Below are 21,864 nucleotides of genomic sequence, written 5' to 3'. Positions count from 1 at the left end.
GCGGCGCCCATCTTTAGGGGTGGGATGACGAATAGGAAAGCCCCGGGTTCATGTTGTCGATACGTGGCCCCGACGCCCGCCCGATCCGCCCGCCGTTGCGTCGCGCGACGGTGATGGGCGGGGTCAGCAGGGCGCAGAGCAGGGCGAAATACACGGCAAAGCCATCGGTGCGCAGCGGATAATCGCCCGCCGAATGCACGACGACAAAGACGATGACCATGGCGGCGGCGCGCTGCTGCCGGTTGACAGTGCGGCTTTCGGGCTCGACCCGAAACGCCTGCCACGCCCGTCGGGCATACCAGATCAGCCCGGCGACGAGTGCGGCGACGCCAAAGATGCCGAATTCGATCAGGATCTGAAGATATTCGTTATGCGCCTGGTTGAGATAGGCGAATTGCAGGCCGTCGCGCGTCTCATAGCTGCGATAAATCTGGTCGAAGCTGCCAACTCCGGTGCCGAACGGCAGGAAATCGCGCGCAATGCCCAGCAATTGCGGGACCAGAGCGACGCGTTCCGATTCGCCGCCGGTAAAGGTGAACGCGCCGCTACCCAGTACGCCGGTCAGCAACAGCGCGACGACGGTGGCGCCGACGGCGAACCCGACGCCAGCCCCGGCAAACGCCAGGCGGCGGCTGACCCCGAGCTGGCGCAGCGGCAGCAGGGTGAAGGCAAAGCCCAGCGCGACCAGCGCGAACACCGTTCCCGCGCGCGACGTGGTGGTGAAGATCGCCGCGAGGAACAGCAGGACGGTGAGGCCCGCCGTGAACAGCTCACCGGTTGACGGCGCGCGCCGGTCGGAGGCGCGCTGGGCCAGCCACCATCCGACCAGCACGATCCCGCCGCTGAGGAAATTGGCGAGATGATTGGCGTTCGAGAAGAAACCGACCCCGGCATCGCGGTTGGTGATCGCGTAGAAATAAAGCGGGCTCTGCGACCCCGATCCGACCTGGGCGAGGGCGAGCAGGGCACTGACGATCATCAGCCCGAGCACGGCGTTGAGCAGGATGGTGCGCCCGGATGCGTCGAGCTGAGCCCCGATGACATAGGCGACGAAGGCGCCGAGCAGCATCAGCAGCGTGTCGAGCGTCCGCATCGGGGTCAGGCTGATCGCGCCCCAGGGCTGTTCGCCGACCAGATCGACCGCCGCTTTTGCAAGGTCGCGGCCCGGCAGCGCGGTCCAGACGGAGTAGGGCAGGGGGATCAGCTGGACCAGCACCAGTGCGATGAGCGCGAACCAGATCAGCGCCGCCGGACGCTCGATCCGGATTGCGGTCGATCCCCGCTGCCACACCAGCCAGACAAATGCGCCGAGCGTGACCAGCCGGGTGAGGAAGGCACCCCCCGTCTCGATCCGCGACGCTCCGCCGAACAGGATCGCCGCGACAAGGACGGCCAGCGCAGCATAGAGCATGCCTGGTCGACTGGTACTGAACAAAAGCCCGCATCCCCCTTGTTCGACGGCGCAGCGCGGTCCTTAACGGCCGCCATCCGCCTTGCCAAGCGCGCGCCCGGTCCGGCGCTTGCAATTCACCGCAAGCGGGTTAGGTCGCGTGGAGAAGGGCCACGCGCGGGCCGGGATCGCAAAGGAGCTGAACTTGGTCGATCGCCCGCGCCACGGACTGCGCGTCCTGTATCTCGCGACCGATGCCTATGGCGGGCATGGCGGGATCGCATTGTTCAGCCGCAATCTGATCGAGGCGCTGGATGCCGATGATCGCGTCGGCGAAATCGTCTGCCCACCGCGGATTGCCGATGGCGAGATCGGGTCGCTACCCGCCAAGCTGACCTATGATCTGAGCGGGTTGAGCGGGCGGGGCGCCTATCTGCGTGCGGTGCTGCGCCATGTGCTGACCGGCCGATTCGACGCGGTGATAGTACCGCATATCAACCTCGCCCCCGTGGCGTGGGCAGCGGCCAAGCTGAGCCGCGCGCGCTGGGCACTGTGCCTGCATGGCATCGATGCCTGGCCCGCCGCAGCGACGCCGCGGCGGCGTTTCTCCGGGCTGCGCGCCGATGCCATTGTGAGCGTGAGCGCGCTGACGCTGGGGCGGTTCCGCAGCTGGTGCCCGGTCGATCCGGCGCGGTGCGTGGTGATTCCCAATGCGATGGACTTTGCGGGCTATGCCCCGGGGCCGCGCGATCCGGCGCTGGAGGCGCGCTATGGCCTGGCGGGCAAGCGGGTGATCCTGACACTGGGGCGGCTGGACCCGGCGGAGCGCTACAAGGGGTTCGACGAGATCATCGAACTGCTGCCCGACCTCGCACCTGACATCACCTATCTGATCGCCGGAAAGGGCGAGGATCGCGCGCGGCTGGAGGCGAAGGCGGCCGCGCTGGGCGTGGCGGATCGCGTCGTGTTCGCCGGGATGGTGCCGGAGGCGGAGAAGGTCGCGACCTACCGGCTGGCGGATGTCTATGCGATGCCGAGCACCGGCGAGGGGTTCGGGTTCGTGTTCCTTGAGGCGATGGCGTGCGGGATTCCCACCGTGGCGAGCGACCTCGACGGCGGGCGCGAGGCGGTGCGTGAGGGGGAATTGGGGCAAGTGGTCGATCCGGCTGACCGCGCCGGGCTCAAGGCGGCGGTGCTGCGCGCGCTCGACCAGCCCAAGGGGGTGCCGGAGGGGCTCGATTATTTCGGGTTGCCGGCCTACCGCCAGCGCATCTCCGACTTGCTCACCCGGCTGGTAAAATAGCTCAGCGCCCCGCGATTGCTGTCGCGAAGACCTGTTCGAGCTGCCCAGCGCCCGCGTCCCACGTAACCGAGGACAGGTCCGGATCGGTGGCGGGGATTGCGTCTGCCTTCCATGCATCCCACACCGCGTCCAGCGTCGCGGTTAGCTGCGCCGCGTCGGTGCAGGTGCGCAGGTCGCCCTTCACACGCTCGGCGAGCACGAAGGTTTCGGGATGCTCGCCGGGGAAGGTGATCAGCGGGCGGCGGCACGCCATTAGCTCCAGCGCCTTGTGGTGGAAGCCGAAGGTCGCCCAGATATAGCAATTGACCGCCGCATCATGGCACAGCTTCGCCAGCCGGTCGTGCGGCACGTTGCGCTCGACGCTCGCCACACAGTCCAGCCCGGCTTTGCCGATTGCAGCGCGCACATTGGTCTCGGCGGCCCCGGCATAGTGGAACAGCGTGGCGTGGCGTCGCTCGGCCCCGCCCGCCTTCACCCACGCCGCAAAGCCGGACATGAAGCGTTCGAGGAAGTCGTCGGCATAGGTGCTGCCGATCAGCGTCACGAGGAACTTGTCGCGGCGCGGGCGGCTGTCGGGTGCGGCGACCATCGATGGGGCGATGCTGGAGTAGATTACCTCGTGCGGCTGGCTGAACCAGCGCGCGGCGATCCCGGCGTGCAACTCGGCATTGCTGGTGAACGCAGCGGCATCGGCGAAGCGGCGTTGCAGCACGCCGTGCAGCCCGCCGGGGACATAGTTGGCGAAATTGTCCTTGAAGTCGATCGTCCACGGCACGCCTGCGGCACGCGCCAGTTGCTGGCCGACCACCAGATTGCTCAGATTGCCGAAATTGGCCCAGACGATGTCGGCCTTGAACGCTTTGAGGATCGGGCCATGTGCCGCACGCGCGGCGGCGACCCAGTCGCCATGCACCCCGCCCTCGACCGCGATGAGCCAGGCAGTAGCGAGGCGGCGGAGCAGGCCGGGTGCGCTCTGCGAACGCTGCAGGCGCAGCAGTGGATAGTCGCGCGGGGCGAGTTCGAGCAGCAGCGGGGTCGCCCAGTCATGCGCGGCGATCTTGTCGGCGATCGACTGCGCAGTCTCGCCGGGCGAGGTAGGATCGGCAACCGGCGCGATCACCAAAATCTGATGCCCCCGCACCGCCATCGCGCGGGCGAGCGAGATCACCCGCAGGCCATAGACATGTCCCAAGGCCGGGGACATGTCGGACACGAACACGCAACGCATGGCTTGGCTCAGGGTCGCTTGTAGCTGGCGGGGACGCGCAGGCCCTCCGGCAACGGGCGGTGCGGCGGCCAGGCGACGAAGTTGCAGGTCTCGTCATCCTGCCGTTCATGGTCGGCGAGCAGGCGCAGCGCGCCATTCTCGGCGATGCGGTAGATCGCATAGTCGCCACCGACCTTGTCGAAAAAGGCGAGGACGCGGCGCAGCACATCGAGTTCATAGGCCTCGAACACCACGAACGGGCGACAGCGCGCGACCGTTTCATGTGCGCCGGCAAGGACCACATCCTCGAACCCTTCGACGTCGATCTTGATCAGGTCGACATCCTGCCCCGCCAGCTCGATGTCGAGCGTGGTGACGGGCACCTGCAGCAGCTCGGCATTGGTGTCACCGCTGCCCGAGAAGGACGAGCGATCGACCTGCGCGCGCAGGCTGAATTCGGCGGTGCCGGGCTCGGCCCCGACCGCCTTGGCGACCACCGACACGCCGGGATAATGCGCCGCGACCTGCGCCAGATAGGGCTGGCAGAGCGGAAGCGGTTCGAACGCGACGATCTTCGCGCTCGGCGCTGCGCTGGCCATCAGCGCGGTGATATATCCGATATTGCCGCCGACATCGGCGATCACCCGCGCGTCGCGGGCGACATAAGCGATGACGTCATCCTCGACGGTCTGATGGGTGTAATAGCCGTGGACCGCGAGCGGGTAGAAGACGTTGAGCCCGAGATCGCCGCGCAGCGTCATGCTGCTCGACTTGAGCTTGGCCGGATAGTGGCGCAGGCCCGGCAGCACCGGGCGCAGCAGCTTGATCAGGCTGTGCCCGCCGCGCGGGAGTGCGGTGGCAAGGGCGATGACGGCGTGTTCGAGAGCCATGACGATCAGAGCCCGTAGTCGCGCACGGGGATGTCGCCGCGCGCCATCCGTGTGTCGCTGACGCCGACATACATGGCGTAGCGCGTCGTGCAGGAATCGCGTTCGACCTCATAGGTCAGCGGCGTCAGGAAGCCGTTGAACAGATGATAGAGCTTGTACGGGAGCGGCGCGAAATACTCGTCGACTTCCCACAGATAACGCTTCGACGCGGTCCAGCCGCTGGCGAATTCGAACATGAAGATGTCGATCTTCTGGTTTTCCAGCAGCTGCTTGGCGCCTTCGAGGACGTGGAGGTCGTAACCCTCGGCATCGACCTTCATGAAGTTGACGTGGTCGATCCCGTTTTCCGCGCACCAGCTGTCGAGCGTGGTTATCGGTACCTTGTAGGTGGTCGGCACTTCGCCCGGCAGCTCCTTGCGCGGGGCGAGGCTGTTGCACATGTTTTCGTAATCGTGGAACTCGAGCTCGCCCGGCTCGGCGGCGAGGCCCTGATTGACGAAGGTCACGCGACTGTCCTGCGCGAAATCGGCGGCATAGCGCTCGGCGGCGAAGCGCGAGGGGTCGGAGCCGACGACCTTGCCCTGCGGACGCGCCTTCAGCATCTCGGCGGTCGAGGCACCGTCATGGAAGCCCACGTCGATGATCGTCGGCGTTTCGTCCATCAGCGTCAGCAGCCAGCGCTCGCCATTGGTCTCGCCATTCAGCGAGTAATTGCGGACGACCACGTCGAACTTGCGGCTGAACCGGATGAAGGCGCGGGCAAAGCGCGCGCCGACCGGGTTCCAGAAGATGCGCTGGAGCAGATAATGGCGCGATTTGGCATTCAGCATGAAGAGAACCTTGCGGTCTGCGAGGGGTGGAAACGCGGCGGAGAACGGCTTGGGTTACGCAGCCGTGCGAAGGGGTGAAGCGGGTGCGGCGCTGTCGAGCCGTCCGAAGAACTCCCGGCGCCAGCTTTCGATGATGAACGGCTGCCACAGGATCCAGCCCAGACCCGCCTCACCCGCGACAGCGCGGTCGAGGATGCGGTTCCAGTAGCCGGCCTGCCAATAGGGCGACTGGCGGAAGCTTTGCGACGCGAACAGGTCGCGGACCATGGTCTGCAGCCGGGGCGACTTGAACCACAGATCCTGTGGCGGGTTGAACCCCTGTTTGCGCCAGCGCGCGCGGATATCCTCGGGCAGCACGCCGCGCATGCTTTCGCGCAGCACACGCTTGGTCTGCACCTCGCCCATCAGCAGATGCGGCGGGAGCGACAGCGCGAAATCGGCAAGGCGATGGTCGCAGAAGGGCAGGCGCACCTCGCGCGAATGCGCCATCGAATTGCGGTCGCCATAGCGCAGTAGGGTGGTCAGGAAGCCGCCGAAACTATCCTCCGCCAGCGCGCTGGCAAGCGGGTGGAACTGGTCCTGCCGCGTGCGCGCGTCCTGCGCCATGATCTTCTGCGCAATGCCGGGCTCGATGGCGTAGAGCACGCTCGACCCCTTGCCCATGCGGTTGGCGAGCATGTGGCGCAGGCGGAAGGGCAGGCGGTCGCGCAGCGCGCGCGACGGCGGGGTGAGCACGCCGGGATAGCGCGCCTCGATCTGCGGCATCTCCGCATCGAGCCGTGCGCGGTCGCCGGTCTCGCGCAGGCTGTCGAGATAGAGCGCGAAATAGGTCTCGTACCCGCCGAGCAGCTCGTCCGACCCTTGGCCGTCGAGCAGCACGGTGACATTGTGCTGCTTGGCGAGGTGGAACACGCACCACTGCGCGAACTGGCTCGACCCGCCGGTCGGCAGTTCGTTGTGCCAGATGAAATCGGGCAGGTCGTCGATCAGTCGGTCGACCGTCGGCTCGACCAGATGGCTCTTCACGTTGGTCGCGTCGATCACGACCTTGGCGAAATGATATTCGTCCGCCGGGGTGCCGGGGAAATGGCCGGTGAAGGTGTTGTATTCGGCATCGTCGCCGACCAGCTGGCGCGCGATGCACACGATCGCGCTCGAATCGAGCCCGCCCGACAGGCACGACCCCACCGGCACGTCGCTGCGCAGGCGGATGCGCACCGAATCGGTCAGCAGCTCGCGGAATTCGGCGAAAACGTCGGCGTCCTTCGCCTTCGCGCGGCTGGCGTCGTAGCGCGGCGCGTAATAGCGCCAGATTTCGGGTTCGAGTCGCTGGAGGTCGAAGGCGATCGCCTCGCCCGGCAGCAATTGTTCGATCGCATCGAACGCCGTCTGCGGATCGGCGTCGAGGCCTTTGCTCGGGTTCACCGCCGCGCGCAGCACGCGGAAATCGTCATACCCCCGCCCGATGCCGGGCAGGCTGAGCAGCGCCTTATATTCCGACCCGAACGCGATGAACCCGTCGCCGCGCGCGAACAGCAGCGGCTTTTCGCCATAGCGGTCGCGCGCGCCGAACATCGTGCGCGTCGTGCGGTCGAGGATCATGAACGCGAACATGCCGTTCAGCTTGTCCACGACCTTGCGGCCCCAGACGCGATACCCCTCGATGATCGCTTCGCTGTCGCTGTGCGAGGTAAAGCTGGCGCCGAGCGCGCTCAGTTCCTGCCGCAGCTCGACATAATTATAGATCTCGCCGTTGAAGATCATGACATAGCGGCCATCCGCCGAGTGCATCGGCTGATCGCCGGCATGGCTCAGGTCGATGATCGACAGGCGGCGATGGCCGAACCACACGCCCGCCTCCGCATCGCTCCAGTCGCCCGCGCCGTCAGGCCCGCGATGCGCAATCGTGTCGAGCGCGGCGCGATACCGCTCGACCTCCAGCGGCCGCTTGCCGACCCAACCCAGAATTCCGCACATGCTTCCCGTTCCCCAAAGGCGGCAAGGCGCTAGAGCTGCCTCAAACTGATGGTGTGCCCGGCGATTCCACCGGCGCGCGCCGGTCGATTCGGACCCAGATCCCGATCGCGATGGCCGTTACCACCCAACCAGCGAGTTGGATATAGGCCAGAATTTCGCCGGTAAGGTTGGCCGCGTACCACCAGGTGCCGCCGACCACGACTAGCCCATAGGGCGCGAACAGCCACAGCTGGGTCCACATCGTCCCGCGCGCGACCAGCAATTGCTGGTGCACATTGCAATAGACGGTCGGGATCAGCGCGATGACGATCAGCGCGAAGAGATAGCTGTTCCCCCGGAAGCTCTCGCCATAGACCGCGAGGATCAGCGGCGCAGCGGCGATCACCACGCCGCTGAACAATGTCGCGAGGCCGAGATTGACGACCATATTGTAGCGCTGCAGCCGTTGCACCTCGCCATGCTTCGCCTTGCCGATCGACGCGCCCAGCATCGGCAGGATCGCCGAGGCGAGCGACCCCATCACCATCAGTACCGGCAGCCGCCACTGCACCCCGGTGTTGATGATCGCGAGGTCGGTGAACCCGGCGGGCGAGCGCGACAGCACATAATTGCCGAGCCACGCCGCGCCACCCTGAACCACCGACAGCAGTCCGCTGGGGACCGAGAAGGCAAAGATCACGCTGGCATGGGCCAAGGCGGGGCGCATATGGACGCCGGTGCGCAGGGTGCGGCGGTGGCTGCGGGCGGGGATCGCTACGGCGAGCAGGCGCAGCACGTTCGCGGCCGCGACCGCCGCCATCACATAGTTGAGGCTGGGCGCGAACAAGGCGACGGGGACGAGCAACGCGAAGGCTGCTGCAGCGGTCCATGACCGGGCGAGCGCGAGCACGCGAAACTCCTGCTTCGCCTGCAGCAGCGCGTCGCTGAGCCCCGCCTGCACCGAGGTGAGCAGGATCACGCCACTGAAGATCACCGCCCAGCCATGCTGCCCCTCGCCGAGCAGCCAGCTGGACAACCCCGAAGGCCAGAGCAGGCACAGCGCGAGGAAGGCGAGGGTGAGGCCCCAGGTCAGCCGGTCGGCGAGCAGCATCACTGCCCCCGCCCGCTCGGGGTCGCGCTCCGAAAAGCGCGAGACGATCGAGATGACCGAATAGGGCAATTGCAGCGAAGCGATGGGGGAGGCGAGAGCGATGGTGCTGAGCAGCAGCGCGTAACGGCCATAATCGTCGGCACCGATCGCACGGGCGATCAATATGGTCTGGACGAGGGCGGCCGCACGCTCGACCATCGACGATCCGAAGATCCACCCTGCGCCGCGCAGCCAGGTCGCAACCGGGCTGGCCCCGAGCAGATAGGAGGGCGTGAGCCGCGCGCGCAGCCACGCGATGCGGCTCATGGCGCGCCCCGCACGACGCCGCGTGCGCTGAGCAGTGCCGCGAGCTCCGCAGCGCGCGCGTCGAGGCTGTAGGCCGGAACGCAGCGTGCGTGACCCGCCAAGGCGATCCGGCGGCGGTCATCGTCATGCTTCAGGTAGTGCCCGATCCGCGCGCACAAGGACGCGGCGTCGGCGAACACGTCGATTTCTTCGCCGGGGACGAACAGCGACCGCACCTCGTCATTGTCGATATGCAGCATGAAGCCGCCCGAGGCCGGAATCTCGAAGGTGCGGGTCGAGGTCACGTCCTGCCACCCGTCGGGCGGGACCGGACCGTGATGCATCGCGACGTTGATGCGGCTTTCCTCGATCGCGCGGGCGAAATAGTCGCCGACCAGCGGGTAGCCGAGGATATGGCGCTCAAGCTCGGTTCCCTGTGCCGGACCAGCCCAGCCATTGCCGATCACCGCGATGCTGCGGTCGGGAAAGGCGCGCGCGACCGCCAGCATATACTCGAACTTGTAGGGCGAGAAATTGCCGATGTGCGAAATGTCCCAGCGATAGGGGACGTTGTCGCCATGCCGCCGAGAATGGACCAACGGCGCATAGCCGTGATGGACGAAGCCGGTCCGCTCCGCGCCATAGGTCTCGCGCAGATGGTCGAGATGGTAGCTCTTGGTCGTCACGATCTGGTCGTAGCGGGCATAGGCCTCGGGCGACGAGCCGGCATGGTTATACGCCACATCCGGGTAAAAATTCACCGTCCGCACCCCGCGCGCCTGCAGCGTCGCGAGCGTCTCCGCGCTGATATAGCTGCCCTTGACGGTGACCAGCACCTCGGCCTCGACCCGCGCGGCATGGTCGAGAATCTCGCGGTTATAGGCGGCGATGCCGTGGCCGGTGAGCAGGCGGTTGGCGATGCGATGGATCAGGCCGTGGGCGCGCCCGAGATAGGACCCCAGATCGACCTCGGCGACATCCCAGCCAGCGCCGCGCAGCCCCTGCGCCAGCGCGCGGCCGGTCGATCCGTGCCAGAACTCCGTCGCCATGACGGCGCGGATCGGGTGGCGGGGATCAGCGGCGGACGGCATCAAGTGCGGCCATCACGCCGCCCACGCTGCGGCGCATGTCGAGTTCGTCGAAAATCTCGATCGAGCGCTTTGCCATTGCCGCGCGCTGGTCCGGATCGGCGGCGAGGATCGCCAGCGCCTCGGCCAGCGCGGCGGTATCGCCGCAGGGATAGACGATGACGTTCTCGCCCTCACGCGCAATGTCTGTCGGCCCGACCGCGCCGATCCGGTCGCTATAGATCATCGGCAGGCCCATGCACGCGCCCTCGGACGTGATCAGCGGGTGCGGATCGGCCTGCGACGGGTGCACCAGCACATCGGCGGCGGCGTAAAGTGCGGGCAGGCGATCGACATTGACGAACCCGGCAAAGCGCGCGGGCAGGTTTTCGGCAGCGGCGCGCGCCTTCAGTTCCTCGAACAACTCGCCATTGCCGGCGAACAGCGCGCCGATGCCGTGCCCCGCATGGAAGCGGGTGAGCGCGTCGATCAAATCCTGTGGCCGTTTGCGTGCCGACAGCTTGCCGACGAACAGCGCCAGCATCTCGTCCTCGGGAATGCCGAACTCGGCACGGACCTGCGCCCGCAGCGCGGCGCGGTTGGCGCGGGCGGCGCGGTAGGTTTCTTCGTCGATGGTGAAGGGCGACCGGAAGATGCGATCGGCGGGCGCGCCGAAATGCCGGTAATAGTCCTCGTTGCGGTCGCCGACCGAGAGGAAGGCAGAGATGCGCGAATAGACGAGGCGCACGAGCAGCGCCTTGACCGCCTGCTTGATCCCGCCGCGCTCCTGCAGCAATTCGCTGTCGGAGATGATCATCGCCGGCACGCGGTTTCGCCCGCACCACCATAAGGCGCGCCGCACATTGGCCTGATTATAGCCATAGAGCAGCACCGCGTCGGGCTTGAACGCCGCGAGCCGCTCGGCGACCTCGGGGCTGCTCGGCCAGCTTGGGCTGGGCTGCTGGCCGGGGCGGGCGTCTTCGAGGAACTCGTGCGAATAGCCGCCGAGCATTTCCATGTTCCAGGAAATCTCGGCGTTCATTTCCTCGTCGAAATAGGCCTGAACCCCGACCGGCGCGCCGAAGATCAGGTGGACGTCGAGGTCGTCGCGCGCGGCGAGCGCGCGGTAAAAGGGGACGAAATGCTGGATCGGGTGGGTGACCACGATCGCCAGCCGCGCCTTAGCCATGTGCGTTCACCGGCTGGAGCGCCACCACCGGCCCATGGCTGTCGATCAGGCGGAAGCGGCCGCTGTCGAGCAGCGTCGCGACCAGCTGTTGGTGCGTGCCATGCTCGCGGCTGTCATGGGTTTCCATGATGATGATCCGCGCGCGGGCGAGTGCGTCAAGGTCGTGGCGCAGGATCTGCCACTCGACCCCCTCGATATCGCTGATCAGCGCGAAATCGGTGATGCCATGTTCGTCGAGCAGGCCCGACAAGGTCCGCGCGGGCACCTGAACGGTCTTAAGGTCCGGCGCTTCGCTGGCGATGCGGCCCGAGACCGAGCTTTCGCCCATCGCGAACGCGACGGTATCGCCGCCGCCATAGCTGATCGCGACTTCGGCGACGGTGGTGTTGGTCTCACACCCGTTGAGCGCGAGGTTGCGGCGCAGCGAGCGGGCGAGGCGCGGGTCAGCCTCGACGATCACCATGCGACGCTCCGGCGCGATGGCGCGGCGGGTGGTGCAGCTGATGACGCCAAGGCTGCCGCCCAGCTCGACCACGTCGATATCGCGCGGCAGGTGGCGCTGGACGAACCGGTATTCGCCGCTCTCATAGCCGCCGAGCAGCAGGGCCGCCTTGATCTCCGGCGTCACCACGGGATCGCTGGTATCGATGGTCAGCCCGCGATGCGGGATGCGGTCGCGCAGCAGCTTGGCGGCGATCACGCCGGTCATGCGGTTGGCGAGGATCGGGCCGACGATGCGGTTGATGCGGGTGCGAAGGCTGGTCATGCGGGCTCCGGCACGATCACGTAATCGCCTCCCATCAGCGCGTCGGGCGCGGATTCGTGCAGCGCGATGCCATGGGTCACGCCGTGACGGACCCCGGCGATACGGTAGAAGCGCGAGCGTTCGGGGACTAGGGCGACGATCTGCGCCGCTTCATCGGCGGCGATGCGCGCGCCGCCGCCTAGTTCGATCCACAGTACCGGACGGTCGCGGCGGATCGTTTCCTGCAAGCCCTGCAGCACGGAAATCTCGAAACCCTGCACGTCGCATTTGATCGCGTCGACCGGACCGACATTCAGCCGGGCGAGAAGGGCGTCGCCCTGTTCGACCTGCACAGTTGCGACCGCTTCGAGCGGGGCGTCATACTGGTCGGTGGTGACGAGCGTGCCGAGGCCGCCATTGTCGCCAGCGGGCGAATAAAGCTGGAAGCTGCCCGGCTCCGCGCCGAGGCCGAGCTGGTGCGGCGTGACGTTGGTGGCACTGTTCAGCGCGAGGTTGCGCTGAAGCCGGCCGAACACCAGCGGGTTCGGTTCGAAGCTGTGCACCTGGCCGAACACGCGCGAAAATTGCAGCGCATGCGTGCCGACATTCGCCCCGATGTCGAGGATCGTGCGGCGGCGGTTGGCCGGGATGCGCGAGAGGAACGCGGCGATCTCGTCGCGCTCATAACCGCCGAACAGATAGGCCTGACGCTCGACGAAGGAGTTCAGTTCGCCCTCGACCCACACGCCGTCATTGGCGACGCGGAAACTGCCCGTCGGGCCGGCAAGGCGATTGGCCAGCGAGCCCCAGCCGCGCAAATGGCGCAGGCCGCGTAGCGCACGCACGGTGCGCGCGGCGACGCCCGGGTGCAGCTCGCCCTGGGGTGTCGTTCCGGTCAATGCTGGTCCCCCTGACCTTCGGCGCGGGCGTGCGGAAGCTCGCGCGGCGGATTGCAGACGGGTGGGGAAAGGTCAAGCGTCACCGGCAGCCAGCTCCTGGAACAGCGCGGTCATCTCGGCGGCGGCTGCATTGCCAGCGAGGAAGGCTTCGGCGCGGGCGCGGGCACCCTGTCGCCATTCGGCCAGTTCGTCGGCGGGCAGTTGCGCGAGCGTATCGATTGCCTCTGCCAGCGCCGCGCGGTCGTCGAGGGGCAGATCGAACCCGGCATGGTCGGCGGCAAGGTCGCGCCACGGCGTCTCGGTCCCGATCAGCACCGGCGTACCCGAGCAGAGCGATTCGAAGATCGCATGACCGAAATTCTCGCTGCGAGAGGGGAGGAACAGCAGGTCCTGCCCGGCCATCGCCGCGGCGACATCGGCATTGGCGAGTTCGCCGCGATGTTCGGCGGTGACATGCGGGGGGAGCGCGGCGATCAGCTCGCGGCAGCGCGCCCAGTAGGCGGGATCGCTGATCGGGCCGTAGATGGAATAGGCGACCGGCGCCCGGACCTGCGCCAGTGTCTCCAGCGCGACGTCGAGGCCCTTGACCGGCGAGATGCGGCCGAGGAACGCGGCGCGGAACGGCTCGCCCGCGCCGCGCGGGCGGTGGGTCGGGAGCGGGAAGGCCGGGCGGGCATTGCCGATCAGTTCGATGCGGTGGCCGGGAAAGGCGGCGCGGACATCGGCGCGCTCGGCCTCGCTGGTGACGTGGAAGGTCACGCCGCGCATCAGTCCCGCGAGGGTGACCAACTGGCGATAGGCCGCCTTGCGCCCGCCCTTCAGCCCCAGCGCGCCGCCCGAAAACTCGCCGCGGGGGGAGAGGATGACTTGTGCGCGCGACCCGCGTCCGAAGCGACGCGCGATCAGCGCGGGAATGGTGAATTCGCGGTCGAAAAAGCCGTTGAGCAGCAAGATATCGTGCGGCGTCTCGCGCAGCAGCTTCGCCAGCCCCTGTGCGCCGGTGCGACCGACGGGGAGATAATGCGCCTCGGCATAGCCAAGGTCATGCCAGCGCCCGGACTCGACCAGCGGCTCCGCCGCACCGAAGGCCCGATCGCGCGCGACGATGCGGAAATCGAACCGGTCGCCGAGCGTCTCGCAAAGCGCCTTGATGCTGAGGTTCGGCCCTGTCGCCTCATGCCCCGGCCAAAATGCACCGATCAGGATCAGGATCGTTGAACGCGCGCTCATGACGCGGGGAGCGCGAAAATGATGCCGTAGCGGGACTTCAGATAGTCGGGGAAGCTGTCGATCCCATGCGCGGCGATGTGCATCCGCGCCTCGTCGATCTTGGCGTCCATCAGCATGAAGAACCAGAAGCCGTGCAGCGAATGCCACACGAACCCGCGCCGCCCGTCGAGAAAGCCGAGCCGCAGGAAATAACGCTGCACGAAATAGAGCACCGCGCGCAGGTAGAGCGGCGCGCCGCCATAGACGGTATGGCGCAGGAATCGCTTGAACTTCGCCGCCGGGGTCACCGCGCCGGGCTCGTCATGGTCGCGCACCACGCCCTGTTCACGCAGCACGAAATCGATCATCTGCAGCGTCGCATAACGGTTGTGCTTGTCGGTCCACCAACCGATGTCGCGGAGATTCTCGTCGACCAGATCGCCGCCGATGATCTTCTCCACCCGGCCGCTGTCGATCAGCAATTTCTCGTCCATCCAGCGGCTTTCCATCCGCGCGCGGCCCGGCCGCCACATGCGCGTCAGCCAGGTGCGGTAATAGCCGCCCCAGCGGATGAACTTGCCGCGAAAGATCACCTTGAGCTTGAGGTCAAGCGCCGAGACATCGTCGGGCAGCGCCGGCGTGCGGGTGCGCAGCGCGTCGAGCAGACCGGCTTCCAGATACTCGTCGCAATCCATGCGCAGGATCCAGTCGGTGTCGATACCGGTGTGGTCGGCGCCCCACTGCACCTGTGCGCCATGCGTCGTGAACGGGTTCTGATAGACGTCGGCGCCCAGGCTTCGCGCGATCTCGACCGTGCGATCGGTCGAGAAGCTGTCGACCACGACGATGCGCTGCACCAGCGGACGAATCCGCTCGATGCACCGCGCGATATGCACTTCCTCGTTAAAGGAAATGATCAGCGCGGTGATCGAGGGGGCGTCCGGGGTCATCACACCCCGGCGATGTCGAGCGTCGCTTCGCTGACCGCGATCAGCTCATCGAGCGGGATCGGCGCGGCGGCACCGTCGCGGGCAGCGGCGTAGAACGCCTTGACCAGCCCCGCCTGCCCCTTGTCCTGTGCCGAGGCGCTTTGGGTGGTCGTCTTGCCGCCGGTGGTGATGTGCAGCTTGCGGAAATCGTCGAGGCGGACGACCGTGCCGCTGGCGAAAATCTCCAGATACTCCTTGGGCAGCGAGGAATCGCCGAGCGAGGAATAGAGGATCGTGCCGGTCGATCCGTCGGCAAAGCGCAGCACGGCCGAAACCGTGTCGTCGATCCCCTCCGGTCGGAACGCGCTGACCGAGACCGGCGGTCCCCCGGCGAGGAAGGTGAGCGCGTCGACGAAGTGGCACGCTTCGCCCACGATGCGCCCGCCGCCCTGTGCGCCGTGCAGCCAGCTATCGCCCGGCACATGCCCGGCATTGACGCGATAATGCATCGCGATCGGCCCGGCGCGTGAGGCGATCGCCCCCTTGGCCGCGATCATCATCGGGGCGAAGCGGCGGTTGAACCCGACCGTCAGCACGCCCGGTGCGCCCTCTGCTGCCGCGACGACATCGGCAAGCTGGTCATGGTCGAGCGCCAGCGGCTTTTCGACGAACACATGCTTGCCCGCGCGCAATGCTGCGGCGGCGAGGCTGGCATGGCTGTCGTGGCGGGTGGCGATGAACACGCAATCGGTGTCGGCATCGTCCATCACCGCCTGCGGATCGGTCGCGGCATTGGCGAAGCCCTCGCGCTGCGCAGCGTCATGCGCCGACAGGCCGGTCGAGGTGACGACGGTGGTCAGCCGCTCCTTGCTCGCCTTTTTGAGCGCGGGGACCAGCACCGACTTGGCGTAGTTGCCGAACCCGATGAACGCGGTGCCGCGCCCGGTCGCCGCTGCCGCGCCGGGATTGACCGGGATCGACCGCGCGATCGGCGCGGGAGTTTCCGGATAGGTCAACAGGATCGCGAGGAACGGTTCGTCCGTGTCCATCAGCTTGTAGGCGGCTTCCGCCTCCGCGATCGGGAAGCGGTGGGTGACCAGCTTGAGCGGGGTCACGCGGCCTTCGGCCACCAGCTCCAGGAACGCCTGCATGTTGCGCTGTTCGGTCCAGCGGACATAGGCGAGCGGATAGTCATGCCCCTCCAGCTCATAGGCCGGGTCGTGGCGGCCGGGGCCGTAGGACATCGACAGGCGCAGATCGAGCTCGCGCTTGTAAAAGGGCTCGCGGTCGATCTCCATGCCGGTCAGGCCGACCATGACGACGCGGCCCTTCATCCGGCTGATCTCGGCGGCCTGGTTGGGCGGGGTCGAGGATTTGCTCGACGCAGTGACGATCACCGCGTCCGCGCCATAGCCTTCGGTAAAGCCGCGCACCGCTTCGTCGAGCGCATCGCTGACCGCGACGTCCGCGCCCATTTCCAGCGCCAGCTTGGCGCGGCCCGGATTGGGGTCGAAGCCGAGCACGCGGCAACCATTGGCCTTGAGCAGCTGTACGGTGAGCTGGCCGATCAGGCCGAGCCCCATGACGACGACGCGCTCGCCGAGCGTCGGGTTGGCGACGCGCACGCCCTGTAGTGCGATGGCCCCAAGGGTGACGAAGCTCGCTGCCTCGTCGCACACGCCCGCCGGGATGCGCACCGACAGGTTCTTGGGCACGGCGTTGTATTCGGCATGGTTCGCCACCGCCGCGCCGGCACAGGCGATGCGGTCGCCGACTGCGTAACCGCCCGCTTCCGCCCCGGCTTCGACCACCGTCCCGGCCAGGCTGTAACCGAGCGGGATCGGCGTATCGAGCTTGGCGAACACCTTCTGCACCGTGGGCAAAAGCCCTTCGTTGCGGACCTTTTGCAGCGTCTTGCGGACGAGATCGGGCCGCGCCATCGCCTTCCCCGCGAGCGAGCTGCGCGCGAGGTCGATGATCTGCTTTTCGGTGCCCGCGCTGATCAGCGAGACGCGCGTGGCAACCAGGTTGCGACCCCGGCCCGAGCGCGGCACCGGCGCTTCGATCAGGCGCAGCACGCCGCTGCGATAATTTTGTTCGACCTGTTTCACTTAAGCCCCGTTTCCCCGACCGACGCGGCCATGAATGTGACGTCGCTCTCAAAACAACCGTCCGGGAGTGTCAAGCACAGACGTTGCGTGGATGATTCGTGGCCCATGTCGGGCCACCATGTTGCAGCTTCGAGACGCAGCGGTTGCGATGCGTGGATGGTGAGCTCTGCGCCGCCGCGGCGGAGCGTTGCAGTGGCGCCATCGAGCGTGGTTTCGCACTCGGGATGGAGCAGGATTCGCCAGGTTGCGGCGTGCCAGTGCGCGCCCTCGATCCGGTCGTGGATGCGGATGGTGTCGCCCTGTGCCTCGATCCGGCGGGTAACGATGGGGCTGCCGGGGAGGTGGGTGTAGCCGTCATGGCCGCCCGCCAGTGTCAGCAAATCCGGCTGAACCTCGGCATCGCTCACCCACACGCGGGGGCGGCGGCCGCAGCGGAAGGCACCGAAGAAGTCTGCGGGTTCCGCGCCGTCGAGTGCGAGAACATTGTGGGTGTGCGCACTCCGGCTCTGATCCCGGCGCTCGCCCGGCACATATTCGAACACACCCTGATCCACGATCATCCGCAGTCCCGCGACCGACAGCTCGATGCTGCCGATATCGCCATGGGCATGCGCGGGCAGGTCATCCGGTCCGATCCGGCCATGGTCGGCAAGCAGGGTCAGGAGCGGCGCGTGCAGCCCGAAATAGCCTGCGGTCGGGAGCGCGAAGCCACCCTGCGGCTGCGGAACTGCGCGCCCGGTAGAGCCGGTATAGGCGGTCAGGCAATCGGCGGGCGCATAGGCCATGGTCAGGCCAGCATCGTTGAACAGCGCGGGGCCGCCATCGGGATGTGCGAGCAACGCGGTTGCGCGGGCCATGCCGTCGAGTGTGCGGTCGAGCGCTTCAGGTGCCGCAGCGCCGAGCGCGTCGCGCGTCTCGATCAGGTCGGCGAACACCTGCGCGTGGTATGAGGGGGAGCGTTCGTAGTGCACGCCATCGGCCAGCACCTGCCGCACCAGTTCCTTGTCGAGCAGGTCGAGCGCCCGGGCACGCCAGCGCTCCGCACTCGCGCCGGAAAAGAACGCCGCGCCCCAGCTGAGCGCCTTGATATTCTTGACGAGATGGTTGCCGCCAATGTCGAGCTCAAGATTGCGTTCGAGGAACGCCAATTGCTCGGCAAGGCTGGCATGGATCGGAGCCAGCGCCGGGTCGCCGGGATCGACGCCCCAGGCCGCGATCCGCTGCATCCACACCACCACGCGGAGCGACAGGGTGTAGCTGTTCCAGCTGTCGTGCCAGTAGCCGGGCTGCCACGGCGGGTTGACAGCGATCCACTGGCGCATCAGGTCGAGGCCTGCGTCCGCTTGGAGGCCCTCCAGATATTCCATATAATGGAGGTTCATCCGCCACAGCTGGTTGGCGACGCCGGGGCCGGGGGCGTCCCAGTCGATCGTCTCGCCCATCGCGACCGCGCGTCCAAGAAAGGTGAAGCGCCAGCCGCTGTCGGTGCGCGCGACCTGTCCGGTGCGCGGCGGAAAGCGCGGGGCGGGCGGGGTTGGGGCGGGTTCGAGGACGCCCGGTGCCTGCCCTTCCAGCGTCGGCGGCGACTTGAGCGAGCGGCGGCGCTGCACGGTCAACCGCGCGCGCGCGATCAACTGGCCGACCGGCACATGCCGCGCAAAGGCGACGTTGCGGCGCAGGCGGGATAGGCGGCTCATCGCGCCGCCACCAGCGCCTGCATCTCGCCGAGCAGCCGTTCGGCGAGCACGCGGCGGTCGAACTCTTGCGCGACGAAGCCGCGGCCCGATTCGCCCAGCTGCGCTGCAAATGCGGGATCGTCGGCCAGCCGAGTCACCGCCGCCGCCAGCTCCGCTGCAGATTCGGGCGTGATCGCGATCCCCGCGCCGCCTGCCTCCATCAGCGCCTTGGCCTCGCCCTCGACGCCCAGGATCATCGGGCAGGCCATCGCCATCGCCTCGAACATCTTGGACGGGATCACGGTCTTGAACGTGTCGACCCGGCGCAGCAGCACCAAAGCCGCGTCGCTCGCCGCCCAGATGCCGGGCATCGCCGATTTGGGCTGCTGGCCGAGCATCACGACGTTGGTCAGACCGCGCGCGGCAACTTCGGCGACCAGCCGCTCGCGCTCCGCCCCGTCGCCGACCAGCAGAAAGGCGATGTCGCTGCGGTCGCGCAGCAGCTCGGCGGCTTCAAGCACGGTGTCCAGCTTATGCGCCATGCCATGGGTGCCGACATAGGCGGCGACGAACTTGCCGGTCAGGCCGTGCGCGGCGCGGAATTCGGTCTCCGCCGCCGCATCGGGGGTGGTGAAGGTGGTGAGATCCACGCCGTTCTTGATGACCGCGATTCTGCCGTCGCCACGACGTTCGCGGATATGCGGCACGAAGCCGTCGGTGACCGACACGACCAGATCGGCCTGGCGATAGGCGAAGGCCTCGATCGCCTCGAGCAGCTTGATCGCCGCGCCGCGCTTCATCGCGCCGACGGTGACGATGCTCTCCGGCCACAGGTCGCGGATTTCCAGCACCCACGGCCGCCGTTTGCGCTTGAGCAGCCAGCCAGTCAGCCCGCAGAAGAATTGCGGGGAGGTGGATAGCACCACGTCCGCCTTGGGTAGGCGCCACATCCACAGGCACACGGACAACAGATAGGACACGTAATTGGCGATACGCGGGAGAAATCCCTCATTCGCCGCGAGCCAGGTCCACAGCCGGATCACGCGCACGCCGTCGCGCGCCTCCTCCTGCCACAGTCGGTTGCGATAGCCGGGATAGGGCTGGCCGGTCGGGTGGTTGGGGACGCAGGTGACGACCGTCACGTCATGCCCCGCCTGCGCCCACACGCGCGCATGTTCGGACAGGCGCGACGCGGGGGCATTCACCTCCGGCGGGTAATAATGGGTGAGGACGAGGATGTTCATCGCGGCGGCGCGGTCAGGCGGCGAGGCGCGCGGGGTCGCCAAAATAGCGCGCCAGCGCCTCGCCCGACCATTCACGGCCCGATTTGCGCGTGCGGATATCCTTGGTCGCGCCCTTCAGCCAGCCGGTGACGGGGATGCCGAAGCCGGTCTTGGGCTTGTTGAGAATCGCATCGGGCAGCGGGGTCGAGGGCGCGTTGCCGAGCATCGCCTTGCCCGCGCCCGGCGTCAGGCCCGGCAGGATCGGGGCGAGCGCCTGGAGCAGTGTGAAATCGACCAGCGGCACGCGGATCTCCAGCGAATGCGCCATACCGGCCCAGTCCGAATCGCGCAGCAGCTGGTTGCGCATATAGTTGCACGATTCGAGCGCGGCGACGCGGCCATTGGCGCTGCCCGGATCGGGGGTCATGGTCGCGGCGATCAGGCCTTCGGGGTCGAGCTCGGTCAATCCCTGTGCCGCTATGCCGGGGTCCATCGCCCCGTCCAGCTCGAACGGCAACAGCACCGCACGACGCAGCAAATAGGTGCCGGCCCAGCTGCGCGGCAGGTCGAGCAGCCCGGCGAGCTTGGGATTGCGCGCAAGCAGGCCGGGAGCGAGGAGCTTGAGCAAGCCCCGGCTGGCGCTGCCCGCACCCGGCACATGCGCGACGGGTCCGAACACGCGGCGGGTCTGCGGAATGGTGCGGAAGGTCGAATAACCCGCGAGCAGCTCGTCACCGCCAAGGCCCGAGAGCGCGACCTTGAGGCCGAGTTCGCGGGTCGCCTTGCTTACGAACCAGCTGTTGATCCCGTCGATCGTCGGCTGGTCCATCGCCGCGAAGATCGCGGGCAGGTCGCCGCGAAATTCCTCGGCACTGATCTGGCGGACATGATGCTCGACGCCATAGAGCGCGGCGACCGATGCCGCGCCGGGCACTTCGTCGGCGGGCGTGCCGGCGAATTCGGGGAAGGCGAGGGTACAGGCGCGGATCCGCTGTGCGCCGCAATCGCGCATCAGCCCGACCAGCGCGCCCGAATCGACGCCCGCGGAGAGGAACGCGCCAACCTCGACATCCGCGACCATATGGTGCCGCACGCTGTCGCGCAGCGCCTCGGCGACATCGACTGTGCCGCCGTTACGCCCCTCGGCAATCGCCTGCGCAACCGAGGCATAGCGGACGGGTTCGCCCACGCCGCGCGCGTCGACGGTGATCCAGCTGCCCGCCGGAACCGCGCGGATCGCGCGATAGATGGTGAAGGGCTCGGGCACCGACCCCATCAGGTGGAAGCCGGTCAGACCAGCGGGCGACGGCTCGCGCGAGATCGACGGGTCGGCAATCAGCGCCTTCACCTGTGAGGCGAACGCGATCCGGCCCTGCGCATCGGCATAGTAGAGCGGCTTGATGCCATAGGGGTCGCGCGCCAACGTCATCCGGCGCTCGCGCGCGTCCCAGATCGCAAAGGCGAACATGCCGCGCAGCCGGGTCAGCATCGCCGGACCGTGCGCCGCGAACAGCGCGAGCAGCACTTCGGTATCCGAACCGCTGGCGAAGCGGTGCCCCTGCGCCTCCATCTCGGCCCGCAGCGCCTGATAGTTGTAGATCTCGCCGTTGAAGACGAGGCTGTAGCGCCCGGCTTCATCGTGCATCGGTTGCGCACCACCGTCGCTCAAATCGATGATCGACAGGCGGCGATGGGCAAGGCCGACGCGCGCATCACGATCGATCCACAGCCCAACCCCGTCCGGCCCGCGCGCTGCCATTGCATCGCGGACCGCGATCAGCCGTTCTGGGTCGACTGCGAGCGCATTGTCACGATGCGCGAACATGCCGGCGATGCCACACATC

17 protein-coding genes are annotated in these 21,864 nt (G+C 67.4%); 1 reads left to right on the top strand and 16 read right to left on the bottom strand.

Features of this window, described 5'->3' with window-relative positions; all coding sequences use genetic code 11:
* Positions 1–13 precede the first annotated feature (13 nt).
* Entirely contained in the window at positions 14–1,411 is a 1,398-nt protein-coding gene (locus tag KYX69_RS17730; protein WP_300499632.1) for an O-antigen ligase family protein, read from the bottom strand.
* A 139-nt stretch (positions 1,412–1,550) separates the two neighbouring features.
* Between KYX69_RS17730 and KYX69_RS17725 the strand changes: the two genes are divergently transcribed.
* Positions 1,551–2,693, top strand: coding sequence for a glycosyltransferase family 4 protein (locus tag KYX69_RS17725; RefSeq protein ID WP_300499628.1), 1,143 nt, complete (start codon positions 1,551–1,553; stop codon positions 2,691–2,693).
* 1 nt (position 2,694) lies between these two features.
* Here the strand turns inward: KYX69_RS17725 and KYX69_RS17720 are convergent, their stop codons facing one another.
* The 15 genes from KYX69_RS17720 to asnB (KYX69_RS17650) form a co-directional block, all read right to left on the bottom strand.
* On the bottom strand, positions 2,695–3,921 hold the full coding sequence (locus tag KYX69_RS17720; protein WP_300499627.1) for a hypothetical protein: 1,227 nt from the start codon (positions 3,919–3,921) through the stop codon (positions 2,695–2,697).
* 8 nt (positions 3,922–3,929) lie between these two features.
* Positions 3,930–4,790, bottom strand: a complete 861-nt coding sequence (locus tag KYX69_RS17715) for an FkbM family methyltransferase (protein WP_300499625.1) — start codon at positions 4,788–4,790, stop codon at positions 3,930–3,932.
* A gap of 5 nt (positions 4,791–4,795) precedes the next feature.
* Positions 4,796–5,620 carry an FkbM family methyltransferase gene (locus tag KYX69_RS17710; RefSeq protein ID WP_300499624.1) on the bottom strand — a complete coding sequence of 275 codons (825 nt, stop codon included), beginning with the start codon at positions 5,618–5,620 and terminating at the stop codon, positions 4,796–4,798.
* A 54-nt stretch (positions 5,621–5,674) separates the two neighbouring features.
* A complete protein-coding gene (gene asnB, locus KYX69_RS17705) occupies positions 5,675–7,597 on the bottom strand; it encodes an asparagine synthase (glutamine-hydrolyzing) (protein WP_300499621.1) in 1,923 nt (640 codons plus the stop codon).
* A 40-nt stretch (positions 7,598–7,637) separates the two neighbouring features.
* The gene (locus KYX69_RS17700; protein ID WP_300499620.1) at positions 7,638–8,993 is read right to left on the bottom strand and encodes an oligosaccharide flippase family protein; all 1,356 of its coding nucleotides are present in this window, start codon (positions 8,991–8,993) and stop codon (positions 7,638–7,640) included.
* Entirely contained in the window at positions 8,990–10,063 is a 1,074-nt protein-coding gene (locus tag KYX69_RS17695; protein ID WP_300499618.1) for a glycosyltransferase, read from the bottom strand. The genes KYX69_RS17700 and KYX69_RS17695 overlap by 4 nt, the downstream gene beginning before the upstream one ends.
* The gene (locus KYX69_RS17690) at positions 10,047–11,228 is read right to left on the bottom strand and encodes a glycosyltransferase family 4 protein (RefSeq protein ID WP_300499616.1); all 1,182 of its coding nucleotides are present in this window, start codon (positions 11,226–11,228) and stop codon (positions 10,047–10,049) included. The genes KYX69_RS17695 and KYX69_RS17690 overlap by 17 nt, the downstream gene beginning before the upstream one ends.
* Positions 11,221–11,994 (bottom strand): FkbM family methyltransferase, encoded by a 774-nt coding sequence (locus KYX69_RS17685; protein WP_300499614.1) that lies wholly within the window; start codon positions 11,992–11,994, stop codon positions 11,221–11,223. The genes KYX69_RS17690 and KYX69_RS17685 overlap by 8 nt, the downstream gene beginning before the upstream one ends.
* Complete coding sequence (locus tag KYX69_RS17680; RefSeq protein ID WP_300499613.1) at positions 11,991–12,872, bottom strand: FkbM family methyltransferase; 882 nt, start codon at positions 12,870–12,872, stop codon at positions 11,991–11,993. Before KYX69_RS17680 ends, KYX69_RS17685 begins: the two co-directional genes overlap by 4 nt.
* Positions 12,873–12,944: 72 nt before the next feature.
* Positions 12,945–14,102 (bottom strand): glycosyltransferase, encoded by a 1,158-nt coding sequence (locus KYX69_RS17675; RefSeq protein WP_300499610.1) that lies wholly within the window; start codon positions 14,100–14,102, stop codon positions 12,945–12,947.
* Positions 14,099–15,031: a glycosyltransferase family 2 protein gene (locus tag KYX69_RS17670; RefSeq protein ID WP_300499607.1), complete on the bottom strand. Its 933-nt coding sequence runs from the start codon at positions 15,029–15,031 to the stop codon at positions 14,099–14,101. Before KYX69_RS17670 ends, KYX69_RS17675 begins: the two co-directional genes overlap by 4 nt.
* Positions 15,031–17,121, bottom strand: coding sequence for a bi-domain-containing oxidoreductase (locus tag KYX69_RS17665; protein WP_300499604.1), 2,091 nt, complete (start codon positions 17,119–17,121; stop codon positions 15,031–15,033). The genes KYX69_RS17670 and KYX69_RS17665 overlap by 1 nt, the downstream gene beginning before the upstream one ends.
* Positions 17,118–18,818, bottom strand: coding sequence for an alginate lyase family protein (locus KYX69_RS17660; RefSeq protein ID WP_300499603.1), 1,701 nt, complete (start codon positions 18,816–18,818; stop codon positions 17,118–17,120). Before KYX69_RS17660 ends, KYX69_RS17665 begins: the two co-directional genes overlap by 4 nt.
* A complete protein-coding gene (locus KYX69_RS17655; RefSeq protein ID WP_300499600.1) occupies positions 18,815–20,083 on the bottom strand; it encodes a glycosyltransferase family 4 protein in 1,269 nt (422 codons plus the stop codon). The genes KYX69_RS17660 and KYX69_RS17655 overlap by 4 nt, the downstream gene beginning before the upstream one ends.
* Positions 20,055–21,863, bottom strand: a complete 1,809-nt coding sequence (asnB, locus tag KYX69_RS17650; protein WP_300499598.1) for an asparagine synthase (glutamine-hydrolyzing) — start codon at positions 21,861–21,863, stop codon at positions 20,055–20,057. Before asnB (KYX69_RS17650) ends, KYX69_RS17655 begins: the two co-directional genes overlap by 29 nt.
* Position 21,864: the final 1 nt, after the last annotated feature.

The sequence above is a fragment of the Sphingomonas sp. genome (assembly GCF_030145815.1).
Classification (GTDB): domain Bacteria; phylum Pseudomonadota; class Alphaproteobacteria; order Sphingomonadales; family Sphingomonadaceae; genus Sphingomonas.
The sequence above is the reverse complement of the archived record's forward strand: the minus strand, read 5'-3'. Positions and strand labels throughout refer to the sequence as shown.